We start from the raw sequence: 25,631 nt of genomic DNA, 5'->3' as shown, positions 1-25,631 counted from the left end.
AATGAAAATAGTAGCAATGATCCCTGCTCGTCTAGGCAGTAAGCGAGTTCCGAAAAAAAATTTACGTATGCTAGGCGATAAACCTCTAATTGCATATGTGACAGAAACAGCAAAAGCGTCAGGTGTTTTTGATGAAGTGTATATAAACTCTGAAGCGGACGTGTTTGATAAAATTGCTGATGAGTATGGAGTTAGCTTTTACAAGCGTCCAAGTTCGCTTGCTGCTGACCAAACAAATAATGATCAATTTCTTACTGATTTTTGTGAGAATGTTGACGCAGACATTGTCATTCAAATTTTGCCAACATCACCATTTTTAACGGTTGAAGAAATTACAGCTTTTGTACAAAAAATGAGAGATGAAAGCTTGGAAACGTTAGTTTCTGTTGTTGACCATCAGATTGCGGCTGTTTATCAGGGGAATGAAGTTAACTTTTCAAAAAATGAACCTCATATATCCTCTCAAGATATGGTGCCTGTATCTAGTTACGCAACCGTGCTTATGGGGTATCAAACAGCTACATTCCTTAAAAATATTAAAGAATATGGCTTTGCATATCATGGTGGCAACTCGAAGGTAGCATACTTTCCAATTAAGGGTTTTTCTACAGTTGATATTGATAACGAAGAAGATTTTGAGTTAGCAGAAGCTGTGCTTTTATACGTGGAAAATAAGGGCAAAACTCTGCCTAAATACTACCAAGAGAACAACGTCGAGCCTTCAGAAGCTGAAGCGGATGTACCTTCAATTTTAAAGCTAGATGGGATCCACCATTCTAATTTTGAAAATGAAAATAAAATGCTGAGTAATATTCAGGATATAATTAACTCAATGGACAGTAGTGAGTCTTGGTGCTATCGAGTTGTAAATTCTGAAAGCAATAGCGCGACATTGATTTCTCAGCTACCAGGAGAAGGTAATCGTCGTCACTATCACCCTGATTGGAATGAGTGGTGGTATATCGTTGATGGGCAGTGGCAATGGGATATTGAAGATGAGTCGCTTGTAGTTTCCAAAGGGGATATGGTCTTTATAGAAAAAAATAAGTGGCATAAAATCACCGCTATTGGCGATAAGCCTGCAATCAGGCTAGCTGTAAGTCGCGGTGATGTAGTACATGTCTATAAATAATCACCAATCAAACTTTTAAAGCGGATACTAAAATGGAAAGAAATATTAACTATGCGGAAAATTACTCTTTTAGCGTTAAATTGAATAGAGCTTATGATTTTATTGAAGAACTAAAACGTGAGAATAAGAAAGTTTTATTATATGGGAATAGTAGGGCTGGACGCATCATTGCAAGTTTGTTAGGTGAGTGCGTAGTTGGAGTTGCTGATAGAGCTCATGATGGTTCAGAATCATCAGAAAAACTTTATTCACTTCATCAAATATCAGAAGTGAATTATGACATTTTACTTGTAACGGTTCTTGGCCGAGAAAGTGAAATTATTAATGAACTTGTAAATAATTATAGTGTTAAGAAGGACACCATTTTAACCTTAAACCTCTCATATGTTCCAGCAAATAACGATAAAGTTAGGGCTTCAATTACAGATGCAAATTTAAATATCAAATATAATAGAGATCGGTGGGGCTCTGAAAGTAAATGGCTAAATTTAGATAACTACGGATACTCTTGGGATGGTGGAAATTCACATACATTGAGTAGCATAGCCAAGCTGTCTGATGAGTACCTAAAACCATACTTAAATAATCAATATAACCTAAATATTTTAGAGTTATCACCTGGTGGTGGAAGGTTTACATATGAATTGTTGAGATATGCAAACTCTATAGATTTAGTCGATATGAATGAAGTTTGCCTTAGTTTGTGTAAAAAAAGATATTCAAATTTAACTACTCCAATGCAATTTTATCAAAATGATGGCCAAAGCCTTTCTTGTTTATCAGGTAAAAAATATGATCTGATTGCATGTTTTGACTCAATGGTTCATATGCATCCTGATATTGTTGAAGGCTACATAAAGCAGTTTGCTAAATTAATAAATGAAGGTGGTATTATTTGGTTAGATCATAGTGGTAAAGGTGAAAAGGATATTGGCCATCGTACAGATATGACAGACCTCAAAATTACCGAGATCGCTATGAAAAATGGGCTTTCAGTCATTGCACAACATTTTAGAAATAGTCATGACTGTATTTCAGTTTTATCAAAGGGTTAATTTAAGTTTATTGAGCGATAGTTTTGTTTAATAGCTTCTTTAGATCAATGTAAAGCTAAAAGTACCGAGATGATTAAAGTTAACTTGGTACTTCTTTTTTGCATTTATCTCAACGCAAGGACTAATTCCACCTGTTGCCACTAACTGTCCTTCCCTAAGTGGTAAATTATGCTTTTTTGCTAATTCTAAAAAGTCTGTTAATAAATTGAATGGGGACTTAAGAAGGTTGTTGTAAAGCCCTTCGGTAACAGGTTTTTTGTGATCTAAAAGCTCAATACAGCCGCTAAAATTACTTATTAATGAATCATTCCACTCTATCTCTTTACCGATAATCAGTGCACCAGCGGCGCAATTATCTCTAATTAGATCGGGTAAGGTTATGCTAGATAAATCATGTTTTGAATAAGGAAGCTCAACTGATGGCATTACACTGCTTATAAAGTTACAAGCTGAAGTGATTGGGTAATCTATAAAAAAATTGGTTTCAATTTGTTCGTTTAATCTAAAAGTAATTTCAAGCTCCGCTAAATGAGCAGTTGTATCAATCAGCTTGTCTAAGTACGAAAAAATTTGTGGACTTTTTAATGGGCCATAGAATAAATGTTCAGGGTTAAAGTGTTTAGAGCTGGCTAGATTTGTACCTCCTAGCTTCCAAGCCGCAATATCTTTATAATTGTTATTCAGGGCTCTTTGTTCAGTAAATGCGTCAAGTAATGTCATCATAAAAGTGAAACTCGCTGTGACAGATTGCTATCAAGAGACTCGTAAGGAAAGTTAAATCGTTTACAGTAAGTGCGCCACCTTAGTTCAAACTCCAAAAAGCAATCGGGAAAAGAGTGCTGAGATAATGTGCAAACTTCTAACAAAATTTCTTTTAATTGAGATATGTTTAATACTTTTTGCTGTTCGCAAAACTTAAAGTAACTGTTTAGTTGATCAACATTGAATTGAATTCTGTAGTGCTTCAAATGTGTTTGTAATAATTCGATACGACGTTGTTTTTGTACATCGGCAAAGGTATTGCAAATAGAGCTGTTGTGTATTCTGTATTGATATAGTGCTTCTGGAACAGATAATATCTTGCCATTTTCTCCACGTATTACACGGTTTAAGAAGTCAAGATCCTCTAAGTGTGTATAGTTTGGATTAAAAGGGTATTTTTGGAACAAGCTTTTGTGTGCTAAAAAGGAAGCATGTGTTAAACAGCACCGGGCAAACAAACTAATCACTCGCGATTCATCGTTAGTGCGTCTGTAGTGCCAGGTTTCAGATCGTCCTCCAAACAGTTTAATCCAGCACCCAACGAGCATAATATTTTCTTCAGAAGTTATTTTTGTTAATTGCCTTTCTATTCTGGTTGGTAGTGAAATATCATCGCCATCCATACGAGCAATGTAGTCACCTTTAGCAAGCGTAACCATTTCATTAATTGTATCTATTAAGCCTTTATTCTCTCTAGAAATAAACCTAATGCGTTTATCTATAGAAGAGTAGTGTTTAATTATTCCTAGACTTGCATCTGTAGAGCCATCATCAATAACTAGGAGCTCAAAATTTTTATACGTTTGATTTAAAATAGATTCAATTGCAGCATTCAGGAAAGGCGCGCAATTGTAAACAGGCATTAAAATAGATACTAATGGCTGAGCAGATAGATGCATTTTCATTTCCTGTTATAACTTACTGAATTGTGTTTATAATTGCTTTGATACCATCAAGCGCTTTTTTAAATTCATCGATTTTGGCTGTATTTAGTATATTGATACTTTGTTTTACAGCGGTAGACGAAATGTTTTCTGTTCTTGGTAAATAGATAACATCACATTGGTTTTTTAAGTGATCAAACTTACCTGCCCAATCATTGCCAATAGCGAATGTACTTACATGGTATTTTTCTATATCAGTTAATTTTTGTTCCCAGCTATATTCTGGAATAACTAAGTCTACACAACCAATTGCTTCTACTATATCGGCACGATCCTGATATTTATAAATACTTTGTTTGCCTTTCTCTAAATTAAACTCATCTGTGGATACACCAACAATTAAATGATCACCCATTGCTTTTAGTCTACGTAGTAGATTCAAGTGGCCAATATGGAACAAATCGAAGGTACCGTAAGTTAAAATCGTTTTCATCTACTCCCCCTTAAAAACGGTTGCATTACTTATCTGTCCTAAATGCCACTCTTTTTTCGGTGTACGCCAGTCATCACCATAGTGATCCTGTAGGTAACTCTCAGCTTCTTTAGGGATTATTAAGTTGTGAGCTTTAAACGTAATGTTTTTTCGATGAAACATATGTTTACTTTTAAAGGTGAAGCCGCGTGATGAAATAACATGATACATTTCATTACCATTGATATATTTAATAAAAAAATCAACTTGTGGGAACTCTTCGAGATTAGTTAATGGGCGTAATTTAAAACTAGCAATATCATTTTCTTCTATTGTAGCGTAGTCACTCTTTGCATAATTCTCAGCAATATTCCATGCAACACCAAAACATTGCTCTAGTTTCGGTATTAGCTTATTGAGTGCATTTAAACACTGTTTTGCATGGGGGTGAGCGATGGCGATATCTAAATCATCGTCCCATGGGATTAATTCATCATCGCGAACAATCCCTAATAGCGTGCCTGCATCAACAAAGTAATCTATCGATTTAAGACTCAAGGCTCTGCAAATAAGGCCAAGTAATTGAGTTGCCCGCTGTTTAGTTTTGGTATCACCAAGTTTTGTTACTTTAATAGCGTGAGCTGGGAGTACTTTCACTTTCTGAGCAGCTACTCCAAATTTAGTAATAAGTTGCTGCTCTATTTGTTCAAAAAACTCACTGGCAATAAAAATATAATCAAATTCAAAGTGAAGAACCTTTTCAGAGGCATATATGTTCAAACCATTTATTTTGGTTGCTTGTTTTTCAGCATCATTATCAATATAACCCTTTACACTATAGTGAGCTTTTAAAAAGTTGTATGCGGCGATACCGGCGTCACCAGCACCAAAAATATAGGCTGTTTGTTGTGTCATAGTATTTGTATTATTATTTACATATTAAAAATTAAGCAAACTTTAGACCATTTAGTTAATTTTGCTAGTGTACTTGAATATAAGCTTAACTGAAGGCATAGTCATTTGATAGTTTCTTCGAGCACTTATTTGTATGAAAGAGCAAAGAAAAATCGCATTTTATGCAAATGCAGGTCAAGCAATTGGTTTTGGCCACATTATGCGCCAGTTAGCATTAATTGAAGCTGCTTTACTGCAAAACTATCAGATTGTTTTGTTTGCATATGATATTGCTCCGACAATACTAAAACGATTATATTTACTGCCAATAAAAATAGTGTTGTTAGAAGGAAAATGCTTAACAACGCAATTGCATAATACAGAGGTGTTGATAATTGATGATTATCACTTAACTGAATTGAATTTTGTAAATTTAAAGCAAAGTGTGAGCTGTATAGTTTTGTTTGATGATAATACTTATGAGCCTACCCTAGCGGTTGATTTAATAGTAAATCCTAGCGATGCGTTTGAGAGTAAGCATAATGCATCTATAATATTGCAAGGTCTAAGTTATAGGCTGATACGCCAAGAGTTTTTGTTGCAATCTCATACTACTTTTCGAAAAAGTGGTCGGGTATTAGTGTGTTTAGGTGGTACTGATGTCAAAATGTTGTCGGCTAAAATATGTCATGCTTTACTGTCGCATTCTGCTGTTGAGCATATTGATGTACTAGCGACAAACTCGATGGCTAAGCAAACTCTCGAAGAATTAAAGAATTTATTGGCTTGTAATCGAATTACACTTCATCTAGATGCAATGAATGTTGCTGCAATTATGGCTCAAGCTGATATATCAATTGCAGGTGCTGGGGGGAGCCTTTACGAGTTGCTCTATTTAGGTGTGCCAACGCTTGCTTTGGTGATGGCCGATAATCAACAGCAAGCGCTTTTATCGCCTTTATGCGGTACTGCTTATATTGGTCTAGATTTGCGCAACAGCGTGCGAAGCATTGAAAATATAACACATCAGGCTTTACTTTTATTACAATCAGCCGATAAGAAAAGTAATTTAAGGCAAGTGGCGAACGAATCGCTCGACGGCAAAGCCGCCACACGTATTTTAGATGCAATTAATCGACTTATAGTGAAAAACAATAATGACTCAATTTGATGTAGGGCAACTACAAAAACACATTACTATTGACGGTATTAAAATTGGTGAGGGTTGTCAGCCTTACACGATTGCTGAGCTTTCTGGAAATCACGGTGGCGATATTAATAAAGCACTTGAATTAATTGATGCTGCTGCTAAAACGGGGGCAAGTGCAATTAAAATACAAACTTATCGCCCAGATACGATTACACTTAACCATGATGGGCCAGAGTTTGTTGTTAAAGATAAACTTTGGAAAGGCCGTACTTTATATCATTTATATGAAGAAGCACATACTCCGTGGGATTGGCATGAAGCGTTATTCGCACGAGCAAAGCAACATGGCATTACACTTTTTTCTTCGCCATTCGACAAAACTGCAATTGATCTGTTAGAAGACTTAAATTGCCCTGCATATAAAATTGCTTCGTTCGAAATTACAGATATAGGTTTGATTCAATACGCGGCTCAAACAGGTAAGCCAATCATTATGTCAACTGGCATGGCCACCCTTGATGAAATTGAAGAAGCTGTGACTGCGGTAAAAGAAGCTGGTGGTAAACAGTTGGCAGTTTTACACTGTGTCAGCGGTTACCCTACACCAATCAATGACTGTAATTTATCAACACTTGCTTATTTAAAACAGCACTTAGCACTTCCTGTTGGTTTAAGTGACCATAGTCTAGTCGATACTGCTGCGATAGTATCAGTTGCACTGGGGGCGAGTATTATAGAAAAACATTTTAAATTAGAACATGATACAACAAGTGTTGATGCTGCCTTTTCATTAAGTCCTAGTGCCTTTAAAGCGATGGTTGATGCTACAACAGCGACCTCTAGCGCGCTTGGTGAGCCTAGCTTTCGCTTAGCGAAAAGCGAGCAAGATAACGTCGCATTTAGACGTTCTTTGTATATAGCGCAAGATATTAAACAGGGTGAGTTATTTACTGAAACAAATTTACGCTCAGTTAGACCCGGCCTTGGTTTACATCCACGTTATTTAAACTCAATGCTAGGTAAGCCTGCTAGTAAAGCATTGAATAAAGGTAGCGCGATGAAGCTGGAGTATGTTCAGAAATGAAAGTGATTGCTTGCTCACAAGCTCGGTATGATTCCAAAAGACTACCAGGAAAAGTGCTACAAACTGTTAATGATCAATCGTTGTTGCAATACCATATAACACGTCTTAAGTCGGCAAAAAATATTACCGAACATGTAATTGCAACGAGTGATCATAATAATGACGATGATGTTGCTGTGCATTGTTTAAAACTAGGAGTCAGGGTTTTTCGCGGTAGTAAGCTTAATGTATTACAACGCTTTGCTGATGTTATGCAGGTACTTGTCTTGAATGATGATGACCGTATTGTACGTTTGACTGCTGATTGCCCGTTAGTGGATGCTCAACTTGTTGATCAATTAATCGCTTATCATATTGCTCAAGGTGATGATTATTCGAGCCTGTACATCGGTGAACATATCCGTGGTTTTGATGCAGAGATAATGTCGGTTAAGGCGTTAAAAATGGCTGCAAAAAATGCTGTGGAAGATTATCAAAAAGAGCATGTAACGCCTTATTTGTACCAGCATCCAGAGCAATTTAAAATTAGTCAATGTAAAGTACCATGTGATTATCAAGGTTATGCGCGATTATGTATTGATGAGCCAAGAGATTTACAGATGTTTACACAATTAGTGACGGCTTATCCCAGTGATATTAGCGTAGCTAAGTACATTGATATTTTAGATTTTTTTAAATCACGCCCTGAAATAGCTTTGCTCAATCAAGATGTAAAACAAAAAAAGTTAGGAGAATAACGTGCGTCTTTCTCGATTAGCAAATTATGCAGTACAGTTAAGTGAAGTTAAAGCAAGTGATTGTGAGCGCGTTTGGCAATGGCGAAACCTTGATCATGTTAGGACCCAGATGAAGAGTAGGGATGCTATACAGTGGCAGCATCATCAACAATGGTTTAATGCGATGCTTGTAGATGATAAGCAGCAGCATTTTATCATTAATTATAAAACAGCTGCGATTGGTGTTATTAATATTCACGCACAGCAAAACCTTGAAACAACAGAGACTGCAAGTATTGGACTTTATATTTCTGATACACACTACCTGAATAACATACTGGCCTTTGCGCCGTCTTTAGTGATGCTGGATTATGCGTTTAATGATTTGAATATTTTACATTTAAACTCAGAAGTAAGGCGGGAAAACCAAGATGCAATTCGCTATAATCAACAACTTGGCTATCAGCTCACTGAACACCCAAGTGATAATCATATGCTCAGCATTTCACTCAACCAATCAGTGTTTGAGCAAGCAGCAACTAAAATAAAGCACTTTTTAAATCGAGGTTAATGTGTCATTAGAAAAGCTCACCACTGTATTTGTTAACGTATTAGAGATCACACCAGAAGAAGTGTGCAATGAACTTAGTTATTCTGAACATCCTAAATGGGATTCAATGAGCCATATGATGTTAATTGCAGAACTGGAAGGCGAATTTGATATTATGTTTGATACGGATGATATTATAGATATGAGTTCGTTTTTAAAAGCCCAGCAAACTTTAGCTAAGTACGGAGTGTCATTTGAATAACACCGCTACTTATACGTTGATCACAGGCGCTAACAGTGGCATAGGATATGCCACTGCGAGTAACCTTGCGGCGCAACATAAAGCTGTAATTTTGGTTGCTCGAAATGCTGAAAAACTAAACATGGCGCGAGAGCAATTACTATTAAGTCATCCCATGGCAAATATACTCACAGAGATTACTGATTTAGGTGATAGTGCAGATATAAAACAACTGTTTAGTTCTATTTCTCTGCAGAAGATTAATCTTGAAGGGGTTGTGCATTGTGCTGGTGATATGCTTGAAGCTCCTTTGATAATGAGCCGTGATGCGCAGATTGATCAACAATATCAAATACATTTAAAAGCAGCACTATTACTTTGCCAAGGCGCTAGCAAACTGATGCTTCGTAAAAAGTGCGGTAGTATCGTGTTAGTTAGTTCTGTTGTTGCAGAGCAAGGTAGTAGCGGTCAAGTTGTCTATGCTAGTATGAAAGCCGCTATTAAAGGGTTAGTGACAAGTTTAGCGCAGGAACTAGGAAGTTATAATATTCGTGTAAATGCTTTAGCACCAGGGGTTATAGCAACACCGTTAATCGCTCATTTTGATGATGCAAAGAAACAGCAACTCAGTCAACGTACCGCACTTAAACGTTTAGGGCGGGCTGAAGATATTGCCAATGTGGCGGCATTTTTGTTAAGCAGTCAAGCGGCTTATATTACGGGTCAAACAATTGCGGTTGATGGCGGATTAAGGTTGTAATATGGCTGGAATGTTCTGGCAACTAACAGCAAAAAATCCTCAAGGACGACTGTTTTATGGTACTCAGGCAATTGATTATATAGAGCTTGAACAGCAAGTATGTGATATTCAAAGTACCTTACCAATTGAGCGAGAATTGATTGCACTGGTTGCAAACTCTTCCCTTAATTTTGTTGTTTATTATTTAGCATTATTAAGAACGCAGCACGTGGTACTTTTAGTTGACCCGTCATTAAGTGACACCGAAAAACACGCTTTGTACGATCGTTATCAAGTTAACTTTATAATTATAGAACAAACTATTCAGCCATTTAGCAAGATAAAACATAAGCTTGCAGCTGAACTCAGTGTGCTTTTATCTACCAGCGGTTCAACTGGTTCGCCAAAGCTGGTGAAGTTAAGTAAAGCAAATATTGCGGCTAATTGTGCCTCAATCTGTGAGTTTTTACCGATAAAAAGTAGCGATGTAACAATGACATTTTTGCCGCTTTCGTATTCATTCGGGTTGTCTATTTTGCACAGTCACTTGGCGTGTGGCGCCTCGATAGTTATACAAAAAGAGAGCCCAATGTCAGCAAGTTTTTGGCAGCAGTTCCAAAAATTTAAAGTAAATAGCTTTTACGGTGTGCCATTTAGTTTTCAGTTGTTGGTGCGACTGGGTTTAGACAAACTACCTTTACAGCAAATTCGCTACATGGCGCAAGCTGGTGGAAAGCTGCTTGAGAATCAGTGGCAGGCCCTTGCTAATTTCACAGAGGCTACTGATGTCGAATTTTATACTATGTATGGACAAACAGAAGCCACTGCACGAATTGCTTATTTGCCCGCCGAGAATTTTACTGAAAATACTGGGGTGATTGGCCAGGCGATCCCTAATACAACCCTGCATCTCATTGATGGAGTCGAGCAAGAAGTTACTGCCTGTAATACGCCTGGAGAGTTGTGTGTGGTTGGCGATAACGTATTTGGTGGTTATGCGAATTCAGTGGCAGAACTGAATACATTCACGCAAAATTTACCGTTAAAAACAGGCGATATTGCACAACGTCTAGAGAACGGCTTTTATCAAATAGTGGGTCGCTCAAAACGTATTTGTAAACTTACGGGTAAGCGTATTAATCTTGATGAAGTTCAAGCTTGGATAAGTACTGAACTTGCTCTAGAGGTAATCTGTACTGGCAGTGAAGATGTATTTAATGCTTATGTTAGTGAACACACGAATGCTGATATAAAAAAAATGCTAGCCGATAAGCTCAAATGCCATAGTCGATTAGTCAGTATTATTCATTTGAAAGCGATCCCGAGACTTAGCAACGGTAAGGTAGACTATCATGCACTTAACTGATGAACAGTTGCGAGAATTACCCGTTTATGGTTTAGCTAATAATGAAAAGCAAGCTTTTTTAAATGTGCAACTTGCATTTTTAGATAGTTACCACAAGCAGTATTGTGTGTCTTATCAGCGTTTGCAGCAATCATTCGCTGATACAATGCCATTAGCTGTACCCTTATTTAAGCAGTTTTTGTTGTCCAGCATAAATGCAGATCAACAACATCGTTTATTAACTTCGTCGGGCACCAGCGGCGCGGTATCTAAGATATCATTAGATGCACAGACTGCGCAGTTACAAAGTAAAATTCTGACAAAAACATTGCAGCATTGGTTAGGTAAGCAACGTTTACCTATGTTGATTATTGATGCGAAACAGACGGTACAAAAAAAATCAGCAATGTCAGCACGTGCAGCAGGCATACAAGGCATGTTGTTTTTTGGTCGTGATCCGCATTTTGCACTAAATGATGATATGACTTTAAATATGCTTGTCATTGATGCTTTTTTTAAAAAATACAGTACTACACCAGTGTTTATCTTTGGTTTTACTTTTATTGTTTGGCAGCAATTTATTCAGGCATTGGTTAAATGCGGTAAAAAGATTCAGTTTGAAAAAGGAGTATTACTACACGGTGGTGGTTGGAAAAAAATGCAACAGCATGCTGTGACCAATAATGTATTTAAACAAGCTGTTGCAGAGCAACTCGGTGCTATTAAGGTGCATGATTATTATGGCATGGTGGAACAGACGGGCACGATTTATATTGAGTGTGAGCATGGTTTTTTACATACGCCTGTTTGGTCTGATATTACTATCGTTGATGCAGCTACACAGAAACCTTTACCTGCTCATACGCAAGGGGTAATTCAAGTTGAGTCAGTGCTAGCCAAAAGTTATCCCGGACATCGTTTATTAACCGAGGATTTAGGCACTTTGCATGGTGAAGATAATTGCCAATGCGGTCGACTGGGTAAATACTTTACGGTAGAAGGGCGGCTAGCTAAATCACAAGTTAGGGGCTGTAGTGACACCTTTATTTAAACATACCTCATTGCAGCAATTGCAGGGGGATCTCACGCAGTTATCACCGCAGGCAGTGCCGTTTCTAGATGATACTGTTGCTGATATTGCTACTTTCTCACAGTTTTTGTTGGAAAAGCAGCAATCGAATGCAATATCAGCACTGGGGTTTTGGTGTCGAAAGGCAAATATACTTGCTATGAAAAAACACTATATGGCGCTAAATCATAGTCAGCCACGAGGATTAGTTTTTCATATTACTCCGGCTAATGTCGATACAGTGTATTTTTATAGTTTACTACTGAGTATGCTCTGCGGTAACTGTAATATTGTGAGGATCAGTGATCGCAGTGGCGAGCAAACTTATCAGTTGATAGCTTTACTGAATGAATTTTTATCCTTGCATCCATACTCGGTATTAAACTCATTGTGTGCCATTGTATCTTATCCAAGTAATGTGCAGGATATTACTGAGCATTTTAGTGAGCATTGCGATATGCGGATCATTTGGGGTGGCGATGATGCAATAGAAAAAATCAATCAACAAGCCAATGTTCAACACCAAGTATGCTTCCCTGATCGATACTCGTTAGCGGTCATTCGTCTTTCGACAAATCTCGATGTTGACCTTGCTGTGACACGTTTTATTCGTGACTTTAATGCTTTCTCTCAACAAGCTTGTTCTTCACCTAAAGCTATCTTGTGGTATCAGACATCCTTAGAGTTACAGCAGTTATTTTGGCAGGCACTTCGCTTAGCTCTTAGTAAAGATGAATCACAGTTTAGCCAAACCGCAAAAGCCAATCGTTTATATCATTTACAGCAGTTAATTTTACTTGCAAATATTAATATACAAGCTATTGATAAATATTCTGAATTTATGTGTTGTGAATTAGTGGCATTTTTACCAGATATGCTATTACATCACCAAGGTGATGGTTTGATTTTGTCTTATCAAATGCAGCGTTTAGAATTAAATAAAACGGATAAATTACAAACTATTAGTTGTTTTGGATTAAACGCCAGTGGGCAAAATCAACTTGCTACAGCTGCAATTAGAACGATTGCTTTAGGGCAAGCGCTCACATTTGATCATCATTGGGATGGTGTGGATTTACTCGCAGAACTGAGTTGTTGATAAAGACTCTTAACTGTATTTTTAACCGTGCTAATTTCTTGCTCGTTAAGTGTTGGGTGTAAGGGAATAGTAATAGCTTGAGAGTAGTATTTTATCGCATTTGGGAAGGCTGATTTAGCAAAGCCCAGCTGTTGATAGAAAGGCTGCAAAAATATTGGAATATAGTGTAAATGAGCTTGTACGCCCTGAGCTCTAAGTTGTTTTATCATCATAGCTTGCTGTGCTTGATTGCTAAACTCTAAGCGCAAAATATACAAATGATAACTACTGTAGGCATCTTCAGTGCTTAACAGCGATTGCATGTTTTGCTCAGTAAAAAATACATCGAATTGTTTTGCAATTCGATTTCGTACTTTCACAAAGCTGTCGAGTTGATTTAGCTGGCTTAACCCAAGTGCGGCTTGTAATTCTGTCATTCGATAATTAAAGCCAAGTTCAATTTGTTGATAATACCAAGGACCGTGGCTTAGTTCGGTCATTTCATCAGGATTATTAGTAATTCCATGACTGCGTAAGAGCTTCATCTTGTTATCGATTTCTTCGCAGTTGGATACTGCCATACCACCTTCAGCTGAGGTAATAATTTTAACGGGGTGAAAGCTAAATACAGTGATATCTGAGTAGTCGCAACAGCCAACAGGTTTATTGTGATATTTAGCACCAATAGCATGAGATGCGTCTTCAATTATTTTGAAGTTGTACTTTTTGGCTAGATTTGCAATGGCCTGCATATTACATGATTGACCCGCAAGGTGAACAGGAATAACAACTTTCGGCAAAGAGTTTGTTTTTTCTGCTTCGAATAATTTTTGCTCCAAGGCCAATGAAGACATATTCCCTGTTTCGAGGTCTATATCGACAAAATCTACTTTTGCCCCACAATACAAAGCACAATTAGCAGAGGCAACAAATGAAATTGGGGATGTCCAAACGGTGTCACCCTCGCCAACGCCTAACGCTAAGCAAGCAATATGCAATGCTGATGTAGCACTATTCGTTGCACAGGCGAATTTTGCACCACAGTAATTAGCAGTTGCGTGCTCAAAAGCGGGTATTTTAGGGCCTTGTGTAAGCCAGTCAGACTTTAATACATTAACAACGGCATCTATATCGTCTTGTGAAATAGTTTGCTTACCGTAAGGAATGACTTTATTTTTCATAGCAGTATTTACAACAAAGCTTGCACATTAAAGTCTTTTATTTCTTCAAGAGTCATGTACTGTGGGTTGCTTAAAGAGTTATATTCAAAACCTTGTTTTACTTTTTTGCCTTTTTCACCCAATGCATTAACAGTGAAATCATTACTGCGGCTACTAAATTTAATTCCAGGAGCTATTAAGAAATGATCTTGATATTCATAAGTTTCAAAGCATAAATCCGCAGGACACATTACTTCATGAAGCTTTTCTCCAGGGCGAATACCAATTATTTTAACCGGTAAATCGGGAGCCATTGCTTTGGCTAAATCTGTAATACGGATTGAGGGGATTTTAGGAACAAAAATTTCACCACCTAGCATACGCTCAAAGTTTGTTAGTACAAAATCAACACCTTGTTGTAGGCTTATCCAAAAGCGGGTCATTTCTTCATGGGTAATAGGGATATGGTCGCGACCTTGGTCAATAAATTTTTGGAATATAGGCACTACTGAACCGCGCGAGCAGACTACATTACCGTAACGAACAACTGAAAATGTGGTGCGATTACCACCGGCAATGTTGTTAGCCGCAACAAAGAGTTTGTCAGATGCTAATTTTGTGGCGCCATATAAATTAATTGGGTTGGCTGCTTTATCAGTCGATAGCGCAATGACTTTTTCAACATTGTTGTCCAGTGCTGCATCAATCACGTTTTCAGCACCATTTATATTAGTTTTGATACATTCCATAGGGTTGTATTCAGCCGCAGGGACTTGCTTTAAAGCAGCTGCATGAATTACATAGTTGACCCCACGCATTGCACGTCGTAAACGGTCTTTATCGCGTACATCACCGATAAAATAGCGCATACATGGTTGATCAAAGTCTTGCTGCATTTCAAATTGTTTCAGCTCATCACGAGAGAAGATAATTATTTTTTTTGGTTTGTATCGTTCAAGTAACGTTTTTACGTATTTTTTACCGAATGATCCGGTACCACCGGTAATTAAAATTGTTTTGTTATCGAACATAGTGTTACCCAAGTTATTTATCATTGGCGTAGTTATAGTAAAAATTAAATACGCAAAAGTGAAATTTAATACACTGCTCAGTACTTTACCTATTAACAGAGTAGGTTAGCAAGCACGATGCCAAGTTAATTTAGTTTAAACATGGTACAAAGTACAAAATTTGGCAAATTAAGCTATAATTTAACCATTCAGTGTGTCGGAGCCTGTTATGAAAATTCAATCACCAGCAACTAACTTTTTAAACCAAACTCAGCAAACCCCAAAGCAGCTTGCAGAGCAACTTGCTACGGGTAAAAAAGTAAACTCAGCGGCGGATGACGCCGCGGCATTACAAATTATTGACCGGTTAACCTCCCAACAAGATGGTTATGGGCAAGCTGTTCGCAATGCTTACGACGGTATCTCTTATTCACAAGTGACTGAGTCAAGTTTATCTGGGGTTAATGATGCAGTGTCACGTATTCGGGAATTGTCTCTTCAGGCGGGGAATGGTGCGTTAAGTGATAATGATCGTGCTGCATTACAAGAAGAAGTGGTGCAGTTACAAAGTCAAATTACAGAGACGTTTGAAAACGCGTCTTTTGGCGGTAAGCCTTTGTTCGATGGTCAGTCAGTGTCGTTTCAAGTGGGGCCAGATGCCAATACAACACAAAAAACTACACCTTCCGACGGTAGCTTTGCTGCTGCGATTGCAACTATTGATATTTCAACTCAAGCAGGCGCACAAGCTGCTATTGATATTAGTGATCAAGCGAGCGACGAAATTAATGCTCAGCGTGCTGAACTAGGCGCTTTTCAAAATACCTTAGCGAGCACTATTAAAGGGCTAGGTACACAGCAAGAAAATATTGTTGCGAGCCAAAGTCGTATTCAAGATACTGATTATGCGCAAGCAGTTTCACGACAAGCTTCAAACGATATTTTGACGAATGCATCTATTGCTCTTCGTGGACAAGCTAATCAATCTGCTGAGTCTATTTTGAGTTTACTCTAACTTAATAATCATTAAGTATTATTAAGTTAACCAATCCGTCTGTTTTTTGGCGTTTATGTCAAAAAACTGCCGCTATCACTTGCATCCATGCTGAACTGGCTTACAATTTAACTAATTATACAAATTAGTGAAAGTACGGCTCGCTAAATATGATCTTGATTTTAGATAATAATAACAACCGCGCAATAGGATTAAATGCTTCACTTGGCTTTATTGGTGAAGCTGTACAACTATTAAGCGAAGACTGCTTTGAACAAGAATGCAAAAAATATCAGCAGCAAGAATGCATGATTATTTTAGGAGCGTTGCAATCACTTGACTACGAAAGCTTAATTAAACGCTATCCAACATTACCGTTTTTATTAATTGGCGAAACGCTAAAACCACTATTAAGTATAGCTAATGTGGTGGGGCTTATTTGCGAGCCATTTAATCACGAAGTGACAACGCAGTTACTTCACGATTGCCAGCAGTATCAGCGCATGTTGCCAAATGAGCATAAGCATTCTAAACCACATAAAACTTTTGACGGACTTGTTGGTGAAACAGAGGCCGTAAAAGATGTTCGCTTTTTAATTGAACAAGTGGCAAAAACCGATGCTAATGTTTTAATTTTAGGCGAGTCAGGCACAGGTAAAGAAGTGGTTGCCCGTAATGTACACCTGCTTTCAAAGCGCATTAATGGACCGTTTGTACCTGTAAACTGTGGTGCTATTCCGGCAGAGCTGCTCGAAAGTGAACTATTTGGCCACGAAAAAGGCGCGTTTACTGGTGCTATATCGGCTCGTAAAGGGCGCTTTGAACTAGCTCAAGGCGGGACGCTATTTTTAGATGAAATAGGCGATATGCCACTGCAAATGCAAGTTAAGTTGCTGCGAGTATTGCAAGAACGCAGCTATGAACGTGTTGGTGGTACAAAGGCAATCCAAGCTGATGTACGCGTTATTGCGGCCACGCATCGTAATCTTGAAACAATGATTGAAGAGGGCAGTTTTAGGGAAGATTTATATTACCGCTTAAATGTATTTCCTATCGAAAACCCATCGCTTAGTGAACGTGCTGATGATATACCGCTGCTTTTAAAAGAGTTAATGCGCCGTGTTAACGACCAGACTGGTTCTACCGCTAAGTTTACAGAGCGGGCAGTTGAGAGCTTAAAAGAACATGCTTGGCCTGGTAATATTCGTGAGCTTGCTAATTTGGTGGAGCGTATGGTCATTATGTTCCCTGACAAAGTGGTTGATATTCCTGATTTACCTAACAAATATCGTTACATTGAAGTTGAAGCCTACGAGCCAGAATACCCTGAAGAGTTAATGGAAAAAGATGCCTTTAACGACATATTTAGCACCGGTTTTAGTGATTATGAAAGTGAGCCCGATGCTGAGTTTAGCCAAACGGGTAGTGGGCTATTGCCTGATGATGGTATTGAACTTAAAGATTATTTAGCCGAACTTGAAATTAGCTTAATAACCCAAGCGTTAGAGCGCTATGATTACGTTGTAGCGCGTGCTGCGGAGATATTAGGGGTTCGCAGAACAACACTCGTTGAGAAAATGAAAAAGTATAATCTTTCACGAGATTAGAAGTACGAAAATGGTGAAATACTTTTCGTTATTTATTATTTATTATTTATTTGTGATCAATCACTTTACGGGCTTTGCCCGTCACGCAAGCAAGTTTGGCGTCTACAAGATAACCCAAACTTAAACCTTGGCGGTAGACGCTGAGCTTGCTCGCGTGAAAAGCGTAGCTTTTAATCATTTAAATAAAACGTTATTTCACAAAGAGAAAAACGAAGGTAAATGAGAAACCATAGTCAACTTACGCTTTACTTCTCTAAAGCGCAGCGTCTCTTAACCTCTTTGTGAACTAATCACTTTTATGGTTATAAATCACTTACTCACTAAAAGTCTTAATAATTTCTTCTTTCCTAAAACAATCATTACTGTGATCGTTAACCATACCGCAGGCCTGCATATGAGCGTAAACCGTGGTTGGTCCTAAAAACTTAAAACCCCGTTTTTTTAAATCTTTCGCAAATGCAGTTGATGCCTCTGTAATTGCTGGGTAGTCCTCAGCGTTATTTAAATTACTTATAATCGGTTTATTATCGACAAACTGCCATTGGTAGTTACTAAAACTTCCAAATTCTTTTTGTATTTCTATAAAGCGCTTTGCGTTGTTGACGGTTGCCGCAATTTTTAAGCGATTGCGCACAATACCCTCATCAAGCATTAATCTCTCAATGTCATCTTGTGTGAATTGTGCCACTTTATCTACATCAAAATTAGCAAATGCTTTTTTATAACCGCTGCGCTTTTTTAAAATTGTGTACCAGCTTAAGCCGGCTTGCGCTGATTCAAGAGTGATAAATTCAAACAGCTTTGTATCATCATAAAGAGGGACGCCCCATTCTTCATCATGGTAAATAACGTAGTCGGGTTTAGTGGTGTCGAGCCACGGGCAACGGCACTTTTTTTGCTCACTCATTATTATTCCTTTTTGTGTGCGTCATTTTTATGTCGCTCAAATTATTGATGTAACTTAATGATAAGTATGTAAATAAATTTTGGTATAAATCGTGCATTTAGACATATATCTACATCAATTCGAGATTTGATTATGGCCCTTGCTAGCGTGCTAAAACCACAGTTTTTTTCTGCAAATCAGTATAACCCATGTTTACTTCAAGAGGAGTACATTGGTGAATTAAGCGATCTGCGCAAGCAAGCAAGTTGGCTTTCGCATTTGGTTGATACCATGCCAGCAGGCGTGGTTGTACTTGATGGCAAAGGGTTGATTGCAAAAGCGAATCAAATAGCGATTGATATGCTTGGCGAGCCACTTGAAGGTGAGCGCTGGTTTAATGTTATTCAGCGCTCTTTTAGGCCACATCAAGATGATGGCCATGAAGTGTCTTTAAAAGACGGACGCCTAATAAAGCTTGATATTACTGCTTTAGCACCAGAGCCTGGGCAACTTATTTTAATGACGGATTTAACCGAAACTCGCCGCTTACAAAAACGTGTTGCACATATGCAGCGATTAAGCGCGCTGGGTAAAATGGTTGCATCATTAGCGCATCAAGTCCGTACGCCGCTCTCAGCCGCTATGCTGTACGCTGCTAATTTAGGGTCTAAGCGCTTACCCGAAGCATCTCGCGATAACTTTCAAACAAAGTTAATGTCGCGTTTAAAAGATTTAGAAACTCAAGTAAACGACATGCTGTTATTTGCTAAAAGTGGCGATCAGCAAGTTGTTGAGCAAGTTTCAATGCAGCAGCTTTTAACCGAAGTTAAAGCAGGTGCCGATGCGATGGTCGCACTTAATGAAAGTGAACTGGATGTAAGCTTACCAGAACCCGATATACAAATAGTTGGTAATAAAACGGCATTGGCCAGTGCTATTCAAAATCTAGTGCACAATAGTATTCAAGTTATTGGCGGCGGCGCAAAAGTAAAAATTAGCGCACAAAGAGATTTAAAAGATTTAGATATGGTTCGTATTAGTGTGAGCGACAATGGCCCAGGTGTTGATTTAAGCCAAAGCGATAAAATTTTTGAACCATTTTTTACTACAAAAAGTCAGGGCACGGGTTTAGGGCTTGCTGTAGTGAGTTCGGTGGCTAGTGCGCACCAAGGCCGTGTTGATGTGACTAATAATACGCAGGGTGGTGCCTGCTTTAGCTTGTTACTGCCTATTAAGGCAACATCTAAATTAGAGGGGTCATTATGAGTAACACTATTTTAGTTGTCGAAGATGACGCAGGGCTTCGTGAAGCCTTAATAGATACCCTTGAAATGTCGGGTATTGAATGTGTTGCAGCGAGCAGTGCTGAGCAAGCAATGTTACTGCTTAAAAAAGATCAATTTTCGCTTGTTGTAAGCGACGTGCAAATGGGCGCAATGAGTGGACTGGATTTACTACGTAGTATTAAATTAAACCACCCTGATTTACCTGTATTGATGATGACGGCGTATGCCACAATTGACGATGCGGTAGAGGCCATGCGCCTAGGTGCAATTGACTACATGGCAAAACCATTTGCACCTGAAGTGCTGTTAAATATGGTGAGTCGTTATTTGCCTGAAAAAGCAAAAGAAACCGACGGCCCCATTGTTGCTGATCCAACTAGTATTCAATTATTGGAGCTTGCAAGTAAAGTAGCACGCTCTGATGCAAGTGTAATGGTACTTGGCCCAAGTGGCTCGGGTAAGGAAGTACTTGCGCGTTATATTCATGATAAGTCGAGCCGATGTAATGAGCCATTTGTAGCGATTAACTGTGCGGCGATTCCTGAAAATATGCTTGAAGCCACGTTATTTGGTTACGAAAAAGGGGCTTTTACGGGGGCGATTCAAGCATGTCCGGGTAAGTTTGAGCAAGCACAAGGCGGCACTATTTTACTTGATGAAATTACTGAAATGGATTTAGGGCTACAAGCTAAGCTTTTACGCGTACTGCAAGAACGTGAAGTAGAGCGTTTAGGGGGGCGTAAAACAATTCAGCTCGATGTACGTATTTTGGCAACCAGTAATCGTGATTTAAAAGAAGCTGTAGTAGATAATCAGTTTAGAGAAGATTTATATTACAGGCTTAATGTTTTTCCACTTATGTGGCGACCATTGAGCCAACGCCCTGGTGATATTATTGTATTGGCTAAGCATTTAATTGAACGCCATATAAGTAAAAGCAAAGAGCCCATGGCATATTTAGATAAAGCTGCTGAGCAAAAGTTACTGGCTCACGCGTGGCCTGGTAATGTACGCGAGCTTGATAACGTTATACAGCGTGCACTTATACTGCGAAGTGGCGATACAATAAACGAGCATGCTATTTTTATCGAAAACTTAATATCTAATAACTTTGTTATGGAGCCTTCATTGGCACCGGCGCAAACCGTATCGCCAACAGAAGTGACTCACGCAGATAAAGGCGCTGATAAAAGCATGTTAAGCTCTGCATATTATGATGAAAAGTCGCATGCTGAGGATGAGCCTAAACAAGGTTTATTAGCGGCAGATACCGGTAGCTATAAAGATGAGCTTAAAGACAAAGAGCATCGCATTATTTTAGAAACCCTTGCACGTTGCCAAGGTAAGCGTAAAGACGTTGCCGAAACGTTGGGCATAAGCCCACGAACTTTACGTTATAAACTAGCGCAAATGCGCGATTTAGGTATTTCACTTCCTGCATAACCTCCTATAAACCCTAAGTTTGCGCTGCGAACTTAGGGTTGTCAAAACTCTGACTCACGTAAATTAAAGTTAACCTTTTGTATTTTAATGATTAATTATTTGGCATGCTTTGTGCTTTATTACTTATAAGAGTTCACTGCGTGTCAGAGATAAATTATGAAAATTCAAAACAGTGCTGTATTTCAAGAAATGCAATCAATGGCTTTAGAAGCCGGCCGTAATAATCAAACTAATAAACTGCCAACTCAGGCGCAGTCTACTTCTACAGCACAATTTGGCGACATGCTAAGTGATGCAATAAATTCAGTGCACGGGTTACAACAAGATGCCGCGCAAAAAGTAACAGCAGTTGAGATGGGGGATCGAAGTGTATCCCTTGCTGAGGCGATGATTGCTTCTCAAAAATCGTCAGTTGCTTTTGAGGCTACAGTACAGGTTCGTAATAAACTTGTTGAAGCTTATAAAGAAATCATGAACATGCCTGTTTAATTAGGTAGTGGAGAATTATTGTGGCGCAATCTAACCAATCTACAGACCTAGCACTTGCTGGTGGCGGTATTGACCAAAGTGGTGGTGATGATCAACAAGAACAAAAGTCAGGCTACTTAAGTGCTTTAAATGGTGTTGATGTATTGCGCCAAGTAACATTGGTTATAGCATTGGCTATTTGTTTAGCTATCGCGATTTTTATTATTATTTGGGCTCGTCAGCCAGATATGCGCCCGTTAGGCAAAATGCAAACAGAAGAGCTTATTCAAACATTAGACTTTTTAGATGCGCAAAAAATTGAATATCAACTTGATGGCAATGTTGTATCGGTTGATGAAAGCGAATACCAAAATATTAAATTGCTAATGACCCGCGAAGGGTTAGAGCAAGGCCCTGCATCTGGCTCTGACATAATTATGCAAGATATGGGCTTTGGTGTAAGCCAACGCTTGGAGCGTGAACGCTTAAAGCATGGTCGTGAGCAGCAATTAGCACGCACCATTGAAGAGCTAAATAACATTACGCGCGCCAAAGTATTGTTAGCCATCCCTAAAGAAAACGTATTTGCCCGCAGAGAGAAAAAACCATCCGCTACTGTTGTATTAACACTTAAACGTGGCCGCTCACTTGACCGTGAAGAAGTAGACTCTGTTGTTGATATGATTGCTTCAGCAGTACAAGGCTTAGAGCCTGCACGTGTTACAGTTACTGACCAAAATGGTCGATTATTAAATTCAGGTTCGCAAAGCTCATTAGCAGCACGCTCTCGTAAAGAATACGATTTAGAACGCAAGCGCGAACAAGAGTATCTTGAAAAAATAGACAGTATTTTAATACCGGTTGTTGGGCTTGCAAACTATACAGCTCAAGTTGATTTGAGCATGGACTTTAGCTCAGTTGAGGAAACTCAAAAGCGTTATAACCCAGACCTACCAGCGGTTAGAAGCGAAACCACATTTGAAGAAAATAACATTGGTGGTTTAGCTGTTGGTATTCCTGGTGCGCTTACAAATCAGCCACCGCTAAACTCAAACATCCCTGAAGTTGCAGGACAAGGCGGCGCAGGCACAGCTACATCACCAACACGTAGCCACAAAGAAGCAACACGTAATTATGAACTTGATACAACTATTTCTCACAAGCGCCAGCAAAGTGGTGTAATACGCAGAATAAGTGTGTCAGTTGCTGTTGACTATGTCCCTAAAGTGGGAGAAAACGGCGAAACAACTATGGCCCCGCGCTCGGTAGAGGCATTGTCAAATATTCGTCGCTTACTACAAGGTGGTGTAGGTTTTGATATGCAACGTGGTGATGCACTTGAAGTAGTAACAGTGCCGTTTGTACGTGAAGCAACAAATTTAGCAATAGAAGTGCCACTGTGGGAACAAGACTGGTTTATGAAAATAGCCCGCCTTGTACTAGGCGCCTTAGTTATCATTGTATTGATAATGGCAGTAGTAAAACCAATGCTTAAGCGCTTAATTTACCCAGACGATACACTAGAAGAATACGACGAAGATGCATTAAGTTCAGGCGTAGATATTGGCGACAATACACTTGATATGCTAAATAAAGACTTTGATTCTGCTTCGGTTGGTTTCTCAAGTGATGGTACACTGCAGTTACCGGATTTACATGGCGACGAAGATTTACTCAAAGCAATTCGTGCCCTTGTAGCTAACGAACCAGAACTATCATCACAAGTAGTCAAAGCGTGGTTAACAGAAGATGACTGATCAAGAACAAAAACAACTCCCGCCAGCCTTTGATGTTGATAAGCTAGATGGGGTAGATAAAGCCGCTATATTACTTTTGAGTTTATCAGAAGAAGATGCCGCGCAAATCCTTAAACACTTAGAACCTAAACAGGTGCAAAAAGTGGGTATGGCAATGGCTGGGCTACAGGATTTATCTCAGGCTAAAATAAGCGCTGTACACAACTTGTTTATAGAACAAATTCAAAGCTTTAGTACCATTGGTTTTCAGTCAGAAGACTTTATTAAAAAAGCGCTTACAGCAGCACTTGGTGAAGACAAAGCCGCTAGCCTTATTGACCAAATTGTTATGGGCTCAGGTGCTAAAGGCTTGGATTCATTAAAATGGATGGACTCTAAGCAGGTAGCAAACATTATTCGTAATGAGCATCCGCAAATTCAAACTATTGTATTATCGTATTTAGAGCCAGAACAGTCAGCTGAGATTATTGCTCAGTTCCCTGAAAAAGTGCGTTTAGATTTAACAATGCGTATTGCAAACCTTGAAGAAGTTCAGCCAGCAGCACTGCAAGAGCTAAACGAAATTATGGAAAAACAATTTGCTGGCCAAGCAGGTGCGCAAGCCGCTAAAATGGGCGGCTTAAAAGCAGCTGCAGATATAATGAACTACCTAGATACCAATGTAGAAGGGCAGTTAATGGACTCTATTCGTGAGCATGACGAAGAGATGTCGCAGCAAATTCAAGACTTAATGTTTGTGTTTGAAAACTTAATGGATGTTGAAGACCGTGGTATTCAAGCAATCCTGCGAGAAGTACAACAAGACGTATTAATGAAAGCAATTAAAGGCACCGACGATGCCCTTAAAGATAAGATACTGGGCAATATGTCTAAGCGTGCAGCCGAAATGCTTGCTGATGATTTAGAAGCTATGGCACCTGTTCGTATAAGTGAAGTAGAAGCGGCGCAAAAAGAGATTTTATCAACAGCGCGTCGTTTATCTGACTCAGGTGAAATTCAGCTGGGCGGCGGCGGTGGCGAGGAGTTCTTGTAAACCATGAGCAAACTCAAAGGGCGCACACTTCGGGCTGATGAAGCCGATGAATTATTAAAAAACTGGGCTATTCCAGATGTAGCACCAGATGAGAGCAGCTTTGGCAATCGCTCTACAGCTTACGGCACACCGCTTAGTGATCTGTATAAAAAAGAATTAGCTGAAGAAATGCCAATTGATGAGCCACAAGAACCAGAATTGCCTGCGCTTACTATGGTTGAGCTTGAACGCATTAGGCAAGACGCCTACGAAGAAGGCCTCAAGCAAGGTCATGAGCAAGGCTACATAGACGGCTTTGAGAAAGGCGTTGGCGAAGGCAAAGAGGCTGGCTACAAAGAAGGCTTAGAGCAAGGTAAAACCAAAGGCCTTGATGACGTAAAACCATTAATTGAAGAGCAGTTAACAAGTTTAAAAACTATTTTAGAGGGACTTACTGCACCGCTAGATAAAGTCGATGAACAAGTTGAAAAGCAATTAGTACAACTTGCTAGTATGTTAGCGGAAGCTGTTATTTATCAAGAAGTAAAAACATCGCCTGATGTGATTTTACATACGTTAAAGCAAAGTATAGATTCTCTTAATGCCGAGCAAGAAAAAGTACGAATTCATTTAAACCCCGAAGATTTAGAGCTCATAAAAGAGAGTTACGGTGAACAAACCATTATTGATAATAACTGGCAATTAATGGCAGAGCCCACTCTTGAGCGCGGTGGCTGTGAAGTTAAAACAGCGCAATCATCACTCGATATGACCCTTAAAACACGTGTCAAAGAAACGTTGGATAGTTTTTTGCATAATAGTGGTATCTAACTATTT

At 38.9% G+C, this 25,631-nt stretch carries 26 protein-coding genes; 19 read left to right on the top strand and 7 right to left on the bottom strand.

Annotated elements, in window-relative coordinates; all coding sequences use genetic code 11:
* The first annotated feature begins 1 nt into the window (after window position 1).
* Together ABX891_RS13655 and ABX891_RS13650 are read left to right on the top strand one after the other, a co-directional pair.
* Window positions 2-1,132, top strand: coding sequence for a cytidylyltransferase domain-containing protein (locus ABX891_RS13655; protein ID WP_002959383.1), 1,131 nt, complete (start codon window positions 2-4; stop codon window positions 1,130-1,132).
* Window positions 1,133-1,164: 32 nt separating this feature from the next.
* Entirely contained in the window at window positions 1,165-2,187 is a 1,023-nt protein-coding gene (locus ABX891_RS13650) for a class I SAM-dependent methyltransferase (protein ID WP_002959381.1), read from the top strand.
* A gap of 39 nt (window positions 2,188-2,226) precedes the next feature.
* Here the strand turns inward: ABX891_RS13650 and ABX891_RS13645 are convergent, their stop codons facing one another.
* Genes ABX891_RS13645 through ABX891_RS13630 form a run of 4 tightly spaced genes read right to left on the bottom strand, consistent with a single transcriptional unit; the run spans window position 2,227 to window position 5,220 of the window.
* Window positions 2,227-2,910, bottom strand: coding sequence for a hypothetical protein (locus tag ABX891_RS13645; protein WP_002959380.1), 684 nt, complete (start codon window positions 2,908-2,910; stop codon window positions 2,227-2,229).
* Window positions 2,907-3,848, bottom strand: coding sequence for a glycosyltransferase family 2 protein (locus ABX891_RS13640; RefSeq protein ID WP_002959378.1), 942 nt, complete (start codon window positions 3,846-3,848; stop codon window positions 2,907-2,909). The genes ABX891_RS13645 and ABX891_RS13640 overlap by 4 nt, the downstream gene beginning before the upstream one ends.
* 19 nt (window positions 3,849-3,867) lie before the next feature.
* Window positions 3,868-4,326 carry a glycerol-3-phosphate cytidylyltransferase gene (gene tagD, locus ABX891_RS13635; protein ID WP_033020803.1) on the bottom strand — a complete coding sequence of 153 codons (459 nt, stop codon included), beginning with the start codon at window positions 4,324-4,326 and terminating at the stop codon, window positions 3,868-3,870.
* The gene (locus tag ABX891_RS13630; RefSeq protein ID WP_002959374.1) at window positions 4,327-5,220 is read right to left on the bottom strand and encodes a nucleoside-diphosphate sugar epimerase/dehydratase; all 894 of its coding nucleotides are present in this window, start codon (window positions 5,218-5,220) and stop codon (window positions 4,327-4,329) included.
* A gap of 133 nt (window positions 5,221-5,353) precedes the next feature.
* Between ABX891_RS13630 and ABX891_RS13625 the strand changes: the two genes are divergently transcribed.
* The 9 genes from ABX891_RS13625 to ABX891_RS13585 are packed head-to-tail and all read left to right on the top strand — an operon-like array spanning window position 5,354 to window position 13,192.
* On the top strand, window positions 5,354-6,370 hold the full coding sequence (locus ABX891_RS13625; protein WP_002959372.1) for a hypothetical protein: 1,017 nt from the start codon (window positions 5,354-5,356) through the stop codon (window positions 6,368-6,370).
* Window positions 6,357-7,433: a pseudaminic acid synthase gene (gene pseI / locus ABX891_RS13620; protein WP_002959370.1), complete on the top strand. Its 1,077-nt coding sequence runs from the start codon at window positions 6,357-6,359 to the stop codon at window positions 7,431-7,433. The genes ABX891_RS13625 and pseI overlap by 14 nt, the downstream gene beginning before the upstream one ends.
* Window positions 7,430-8,170, top strand: coding sequence for a cytidylyltransferase domain-containing protein (locus ABX891_RS13615; RefSeq protein ID WP_033020801.1), 741 nt, complete (start codon window positions 7,430-7,432; stop codon window positions 8,168-8,170). The genes pseI and ABX891_RS13615 overlap by 4 nt, the downstream gene beginning before the upstream one ends.
* Before the next feature lies 1 nt (window position 8,171).
* Complete coding sequence (locus tag ABX891_RS13610; RefSeq protein WP_033020799.1) at window positions 8,172-8,720, top strand: GNAT family N-acetyltransferase; 549 nt, start codon at window positions 8,172-8,174, stop codon at window positions 8,718-8,720.
* Between the two features lies 1 nt (window position 8,721).
* Entirely contained in the window at window positions 8,722-8,961 is a 240-nt protein-coding gene (locus ABX891_RS13605) for an acyl carrier protein (RefSeq protein WP_002959364.1), read from the top strand.
* A complete protein-coding gene (locus ABX891_RS13600) occupies window positions 8,954-9,700 on the top strand; it encodes an SDR family NAD(P)-dependent oxidoreductase (protein ID WP_002959362.1) in 747 nt (248 codons plus the stop codon). Before ABX891_RS13605 ends, ABX891_RS13600 begins: the two co-directional genes overlap by 8 nt.
* 1 nt (window position 9,701) lies before the next feature.
* Window positions 9,702-11,045, top strand: coding sequence for an AMP-binding protein (locus ABX891_RS13595; protein WP_002959361.1), 1,344 nt, complete (start codon window positions 9,702-9,704; stop codon window positions 11,043-11,045).
* On the top strand, window positions 11,032-12,075 hold the full coding sequence (locus ABX891_RS13590) for a LuxE/PaaK family acyltransferase (protein WP_002959359.1): 1,044 nt from the start codon (window positions 11,032-11,034) through the stop codon (window positions 12,073-12,075). The genes ABX891_RS13595 and ABX891_RS13590 overlap by 14 nt, the downstream gene beginning before the upstream one ends.
* A complete protein-coding gene (locus ABX891_RS13585) occupies window positions 12,059-13,192 on the top strand; it encodes an aldehyde dehydrogenase family protein (RefSeq protein ID WP_002959358.1) in 1,134 nt (377 codons plus the stop codon). The genes ABX891_RS13590 and ABX891_RS13585 overlap by 17 nt, the downstream gene beginning before the upstream one ends.
* Here the strand turns inward: ABX891_RS13585 and pseC are convergent.
* Both pseC and pseB read right to left on the bottom strand, forming a co-directional pair.
* A complete protein-coding gene (gene pseC / locus ABX891_RS13580) occupies window positions 13,150-14,352 on the bottom strand; it encodes a UDP-4-amino-4,6-dideoxy-N-acetyl-beta-L-altrosamine transaminase (protein ID WP_354629728.1) in 1,203 nt (400 codons plus the stop codon). The genes ABX891_RS13585 and pseC overlap by 43 nt on opposite strands.
* An 8-nt stretch (window positions 14,353-14,360) precedes the next feature.
* Window positions 14,361-15,362: a UDP-N-acetylglucosamine 4,6-dehydratase (inverting) gene (pseB, locus tag ABX891_RS13575; RefSeq protein ID WP_002959352.1), complete on the bottom strand. Its 1,002-nt coding sequence runs from the start codon at window positions 15,360-15,362 to the stop codon at window positions 14,361-14,363.
* A gap of 208 nt (window positions 15,363-15,570) precedes the next feature.
* Between pseB and ABX891_RS13570 the strand changes: the two genes are divergently transcribed.
* Both ABX891_RS13570 and ABX891_RS13565 read left to right on the top strand, forming a co-directional pair.
* On the top strand, window positions 15,571-16,356 hold the full coding sequence (locus tag ABX891_RS13570) for a flagellin N-terminal helical domain-containing protein (protein WP_354629727.1): 786 nt from the start codon (window positions 15,571-15,573) through the stop codon (window positions 16,354-16,356).
* A 149-nt stretch (window positions 16,357-16,505) separates the two neighbouring features.
* Window positions 16,506-17,942, top strand: a complete 1,437-nt coding sequence (locus ABX891_RS13565) for a sigma-54 dependent transcriptional regulator (protein WP_002959350.1) — start codon at window positions 16,506-16,508, stop codon at window positions 17,940-17,942.
* 313 nt (window positions 17,943-18,255) lie between these two features.
* Here the strand turns inward: ABX891_RS13565 and ABX891_RS13560 are convergent, their stop codons facing one another.
* On the bottom strand, window positions 18,256-18,849 hold the full coding sequence (locus tag ABX891_RS13560; RefSeq protein WP_002959348.1) for a DNA-3-methyladenine glycosylase I: 594 nt from the start codon (window positions 18,847-18,849) through the stop codon (window positions 18,256-18,258).
* A gap of 132 nt (window positions 18,850-18,981) precedes the next feature.
* Between ABX891_RS13560 and ABX891_RS13555 the strand changes: the two genes are divergently transcribed.
* From ABX891_RS13555 to fliH, 6 genes are all read left to right on the top strand, one after another.
* Window positions 18,982-20,094: a sensor histidine kinase gene (locus ABX891_RS13555; protein WP_007581877.1), complete on the top strand. Its 1,113-nt coding sequence runs from the start codon at window positions 18,982-18,984 to the stop codon at window positions 20,092-20,094.
* The gene (locus tag ABX891_RS13550) at window positions 20,091-21,557 is read left to right on the top strand and encodes a sigma-54-dependent transcriptional regulator (RefSeq protein ID WP_354629726.1); all 1,467 of its coding nucleotides are present in this window, start codon (window positions 20,091-20,093) and stop codon (window positions 21,555-21,557) included. The genes ABX891_RS13555 and ABX891_RS13550 overlap by 4 nt, the downstream gene beginning before the upstream one ends.
* Before the next feature lie 156 nt (window positions 21,558-21,713).
* Window positions 21,714-22,046, top strand: a complete 333-nt coding sequence (gene fliE / locus ABX891_RS13545; RefSeq protein WP_354629725.1) for a flagellar hook-basal body complex protein FliE — start codon at window positions 21,714-21,716, stop codon at window positions 22,044-22,046.
* Between the two features lie 20 nt (window positions 22,047-22,066).
* On the top strand, window positions 22,067-23,782 hold the full coding sequence (gene fliF, locus ABX891_RS13540) for a flagellar basal-body MS-ring/collar protein FliF (protein WP_039484629.1): 1,716 nt from the start codon (window positions 22,067-22,069) through the stop codon (window positions 23,780-23,782).
* Window positions 23,775-24,815, top strand: coding sequence for a flagellar motor switch protein FliG (fliG, locus tag ABX891_RS13535; RefSeq protein ID WP_007581881.1), 1,041 nt, complete (start codon window positions 23,775-23,777; stop codon window positions 24,813-24,815). Before fliF ends, fliG begins: the two co-directional genes overlap by 8 nt.
* Before the next feature lie 3 nt (window positions 24,816-24,818).
* Window positions 24,819-25,625, top strand: coding sequence for a flagellar assembly protein FliH (gene fliH, locus ABX891_RS13530; RefSeq protein WP_354629724.1), 807 nt, complete (start codon window positions 24,819-24,821; stop codon window positions 25,623-25,625).
* The last annotated feature ends 6 nt before the right edge of the window (window positions 25,626-25,631 follow it).

Origin of the sequence: Pseudoalteromonas sp. NCIMB 1079 (genome assembly GCF_040567695.1) — a bacterium.
Classification (GTDB): Bacteria; Pseudomonadota; Gammaproteobacteria; order Enterobacterales; family Alteromonadaceae; genus Pseudoalteromonas; species Pseudoalteromonas distincta.
Note: the sequence above shows the minus strand (reverse complement) of the source record. Positions and strands in the feature narration are given on the sequence as shown.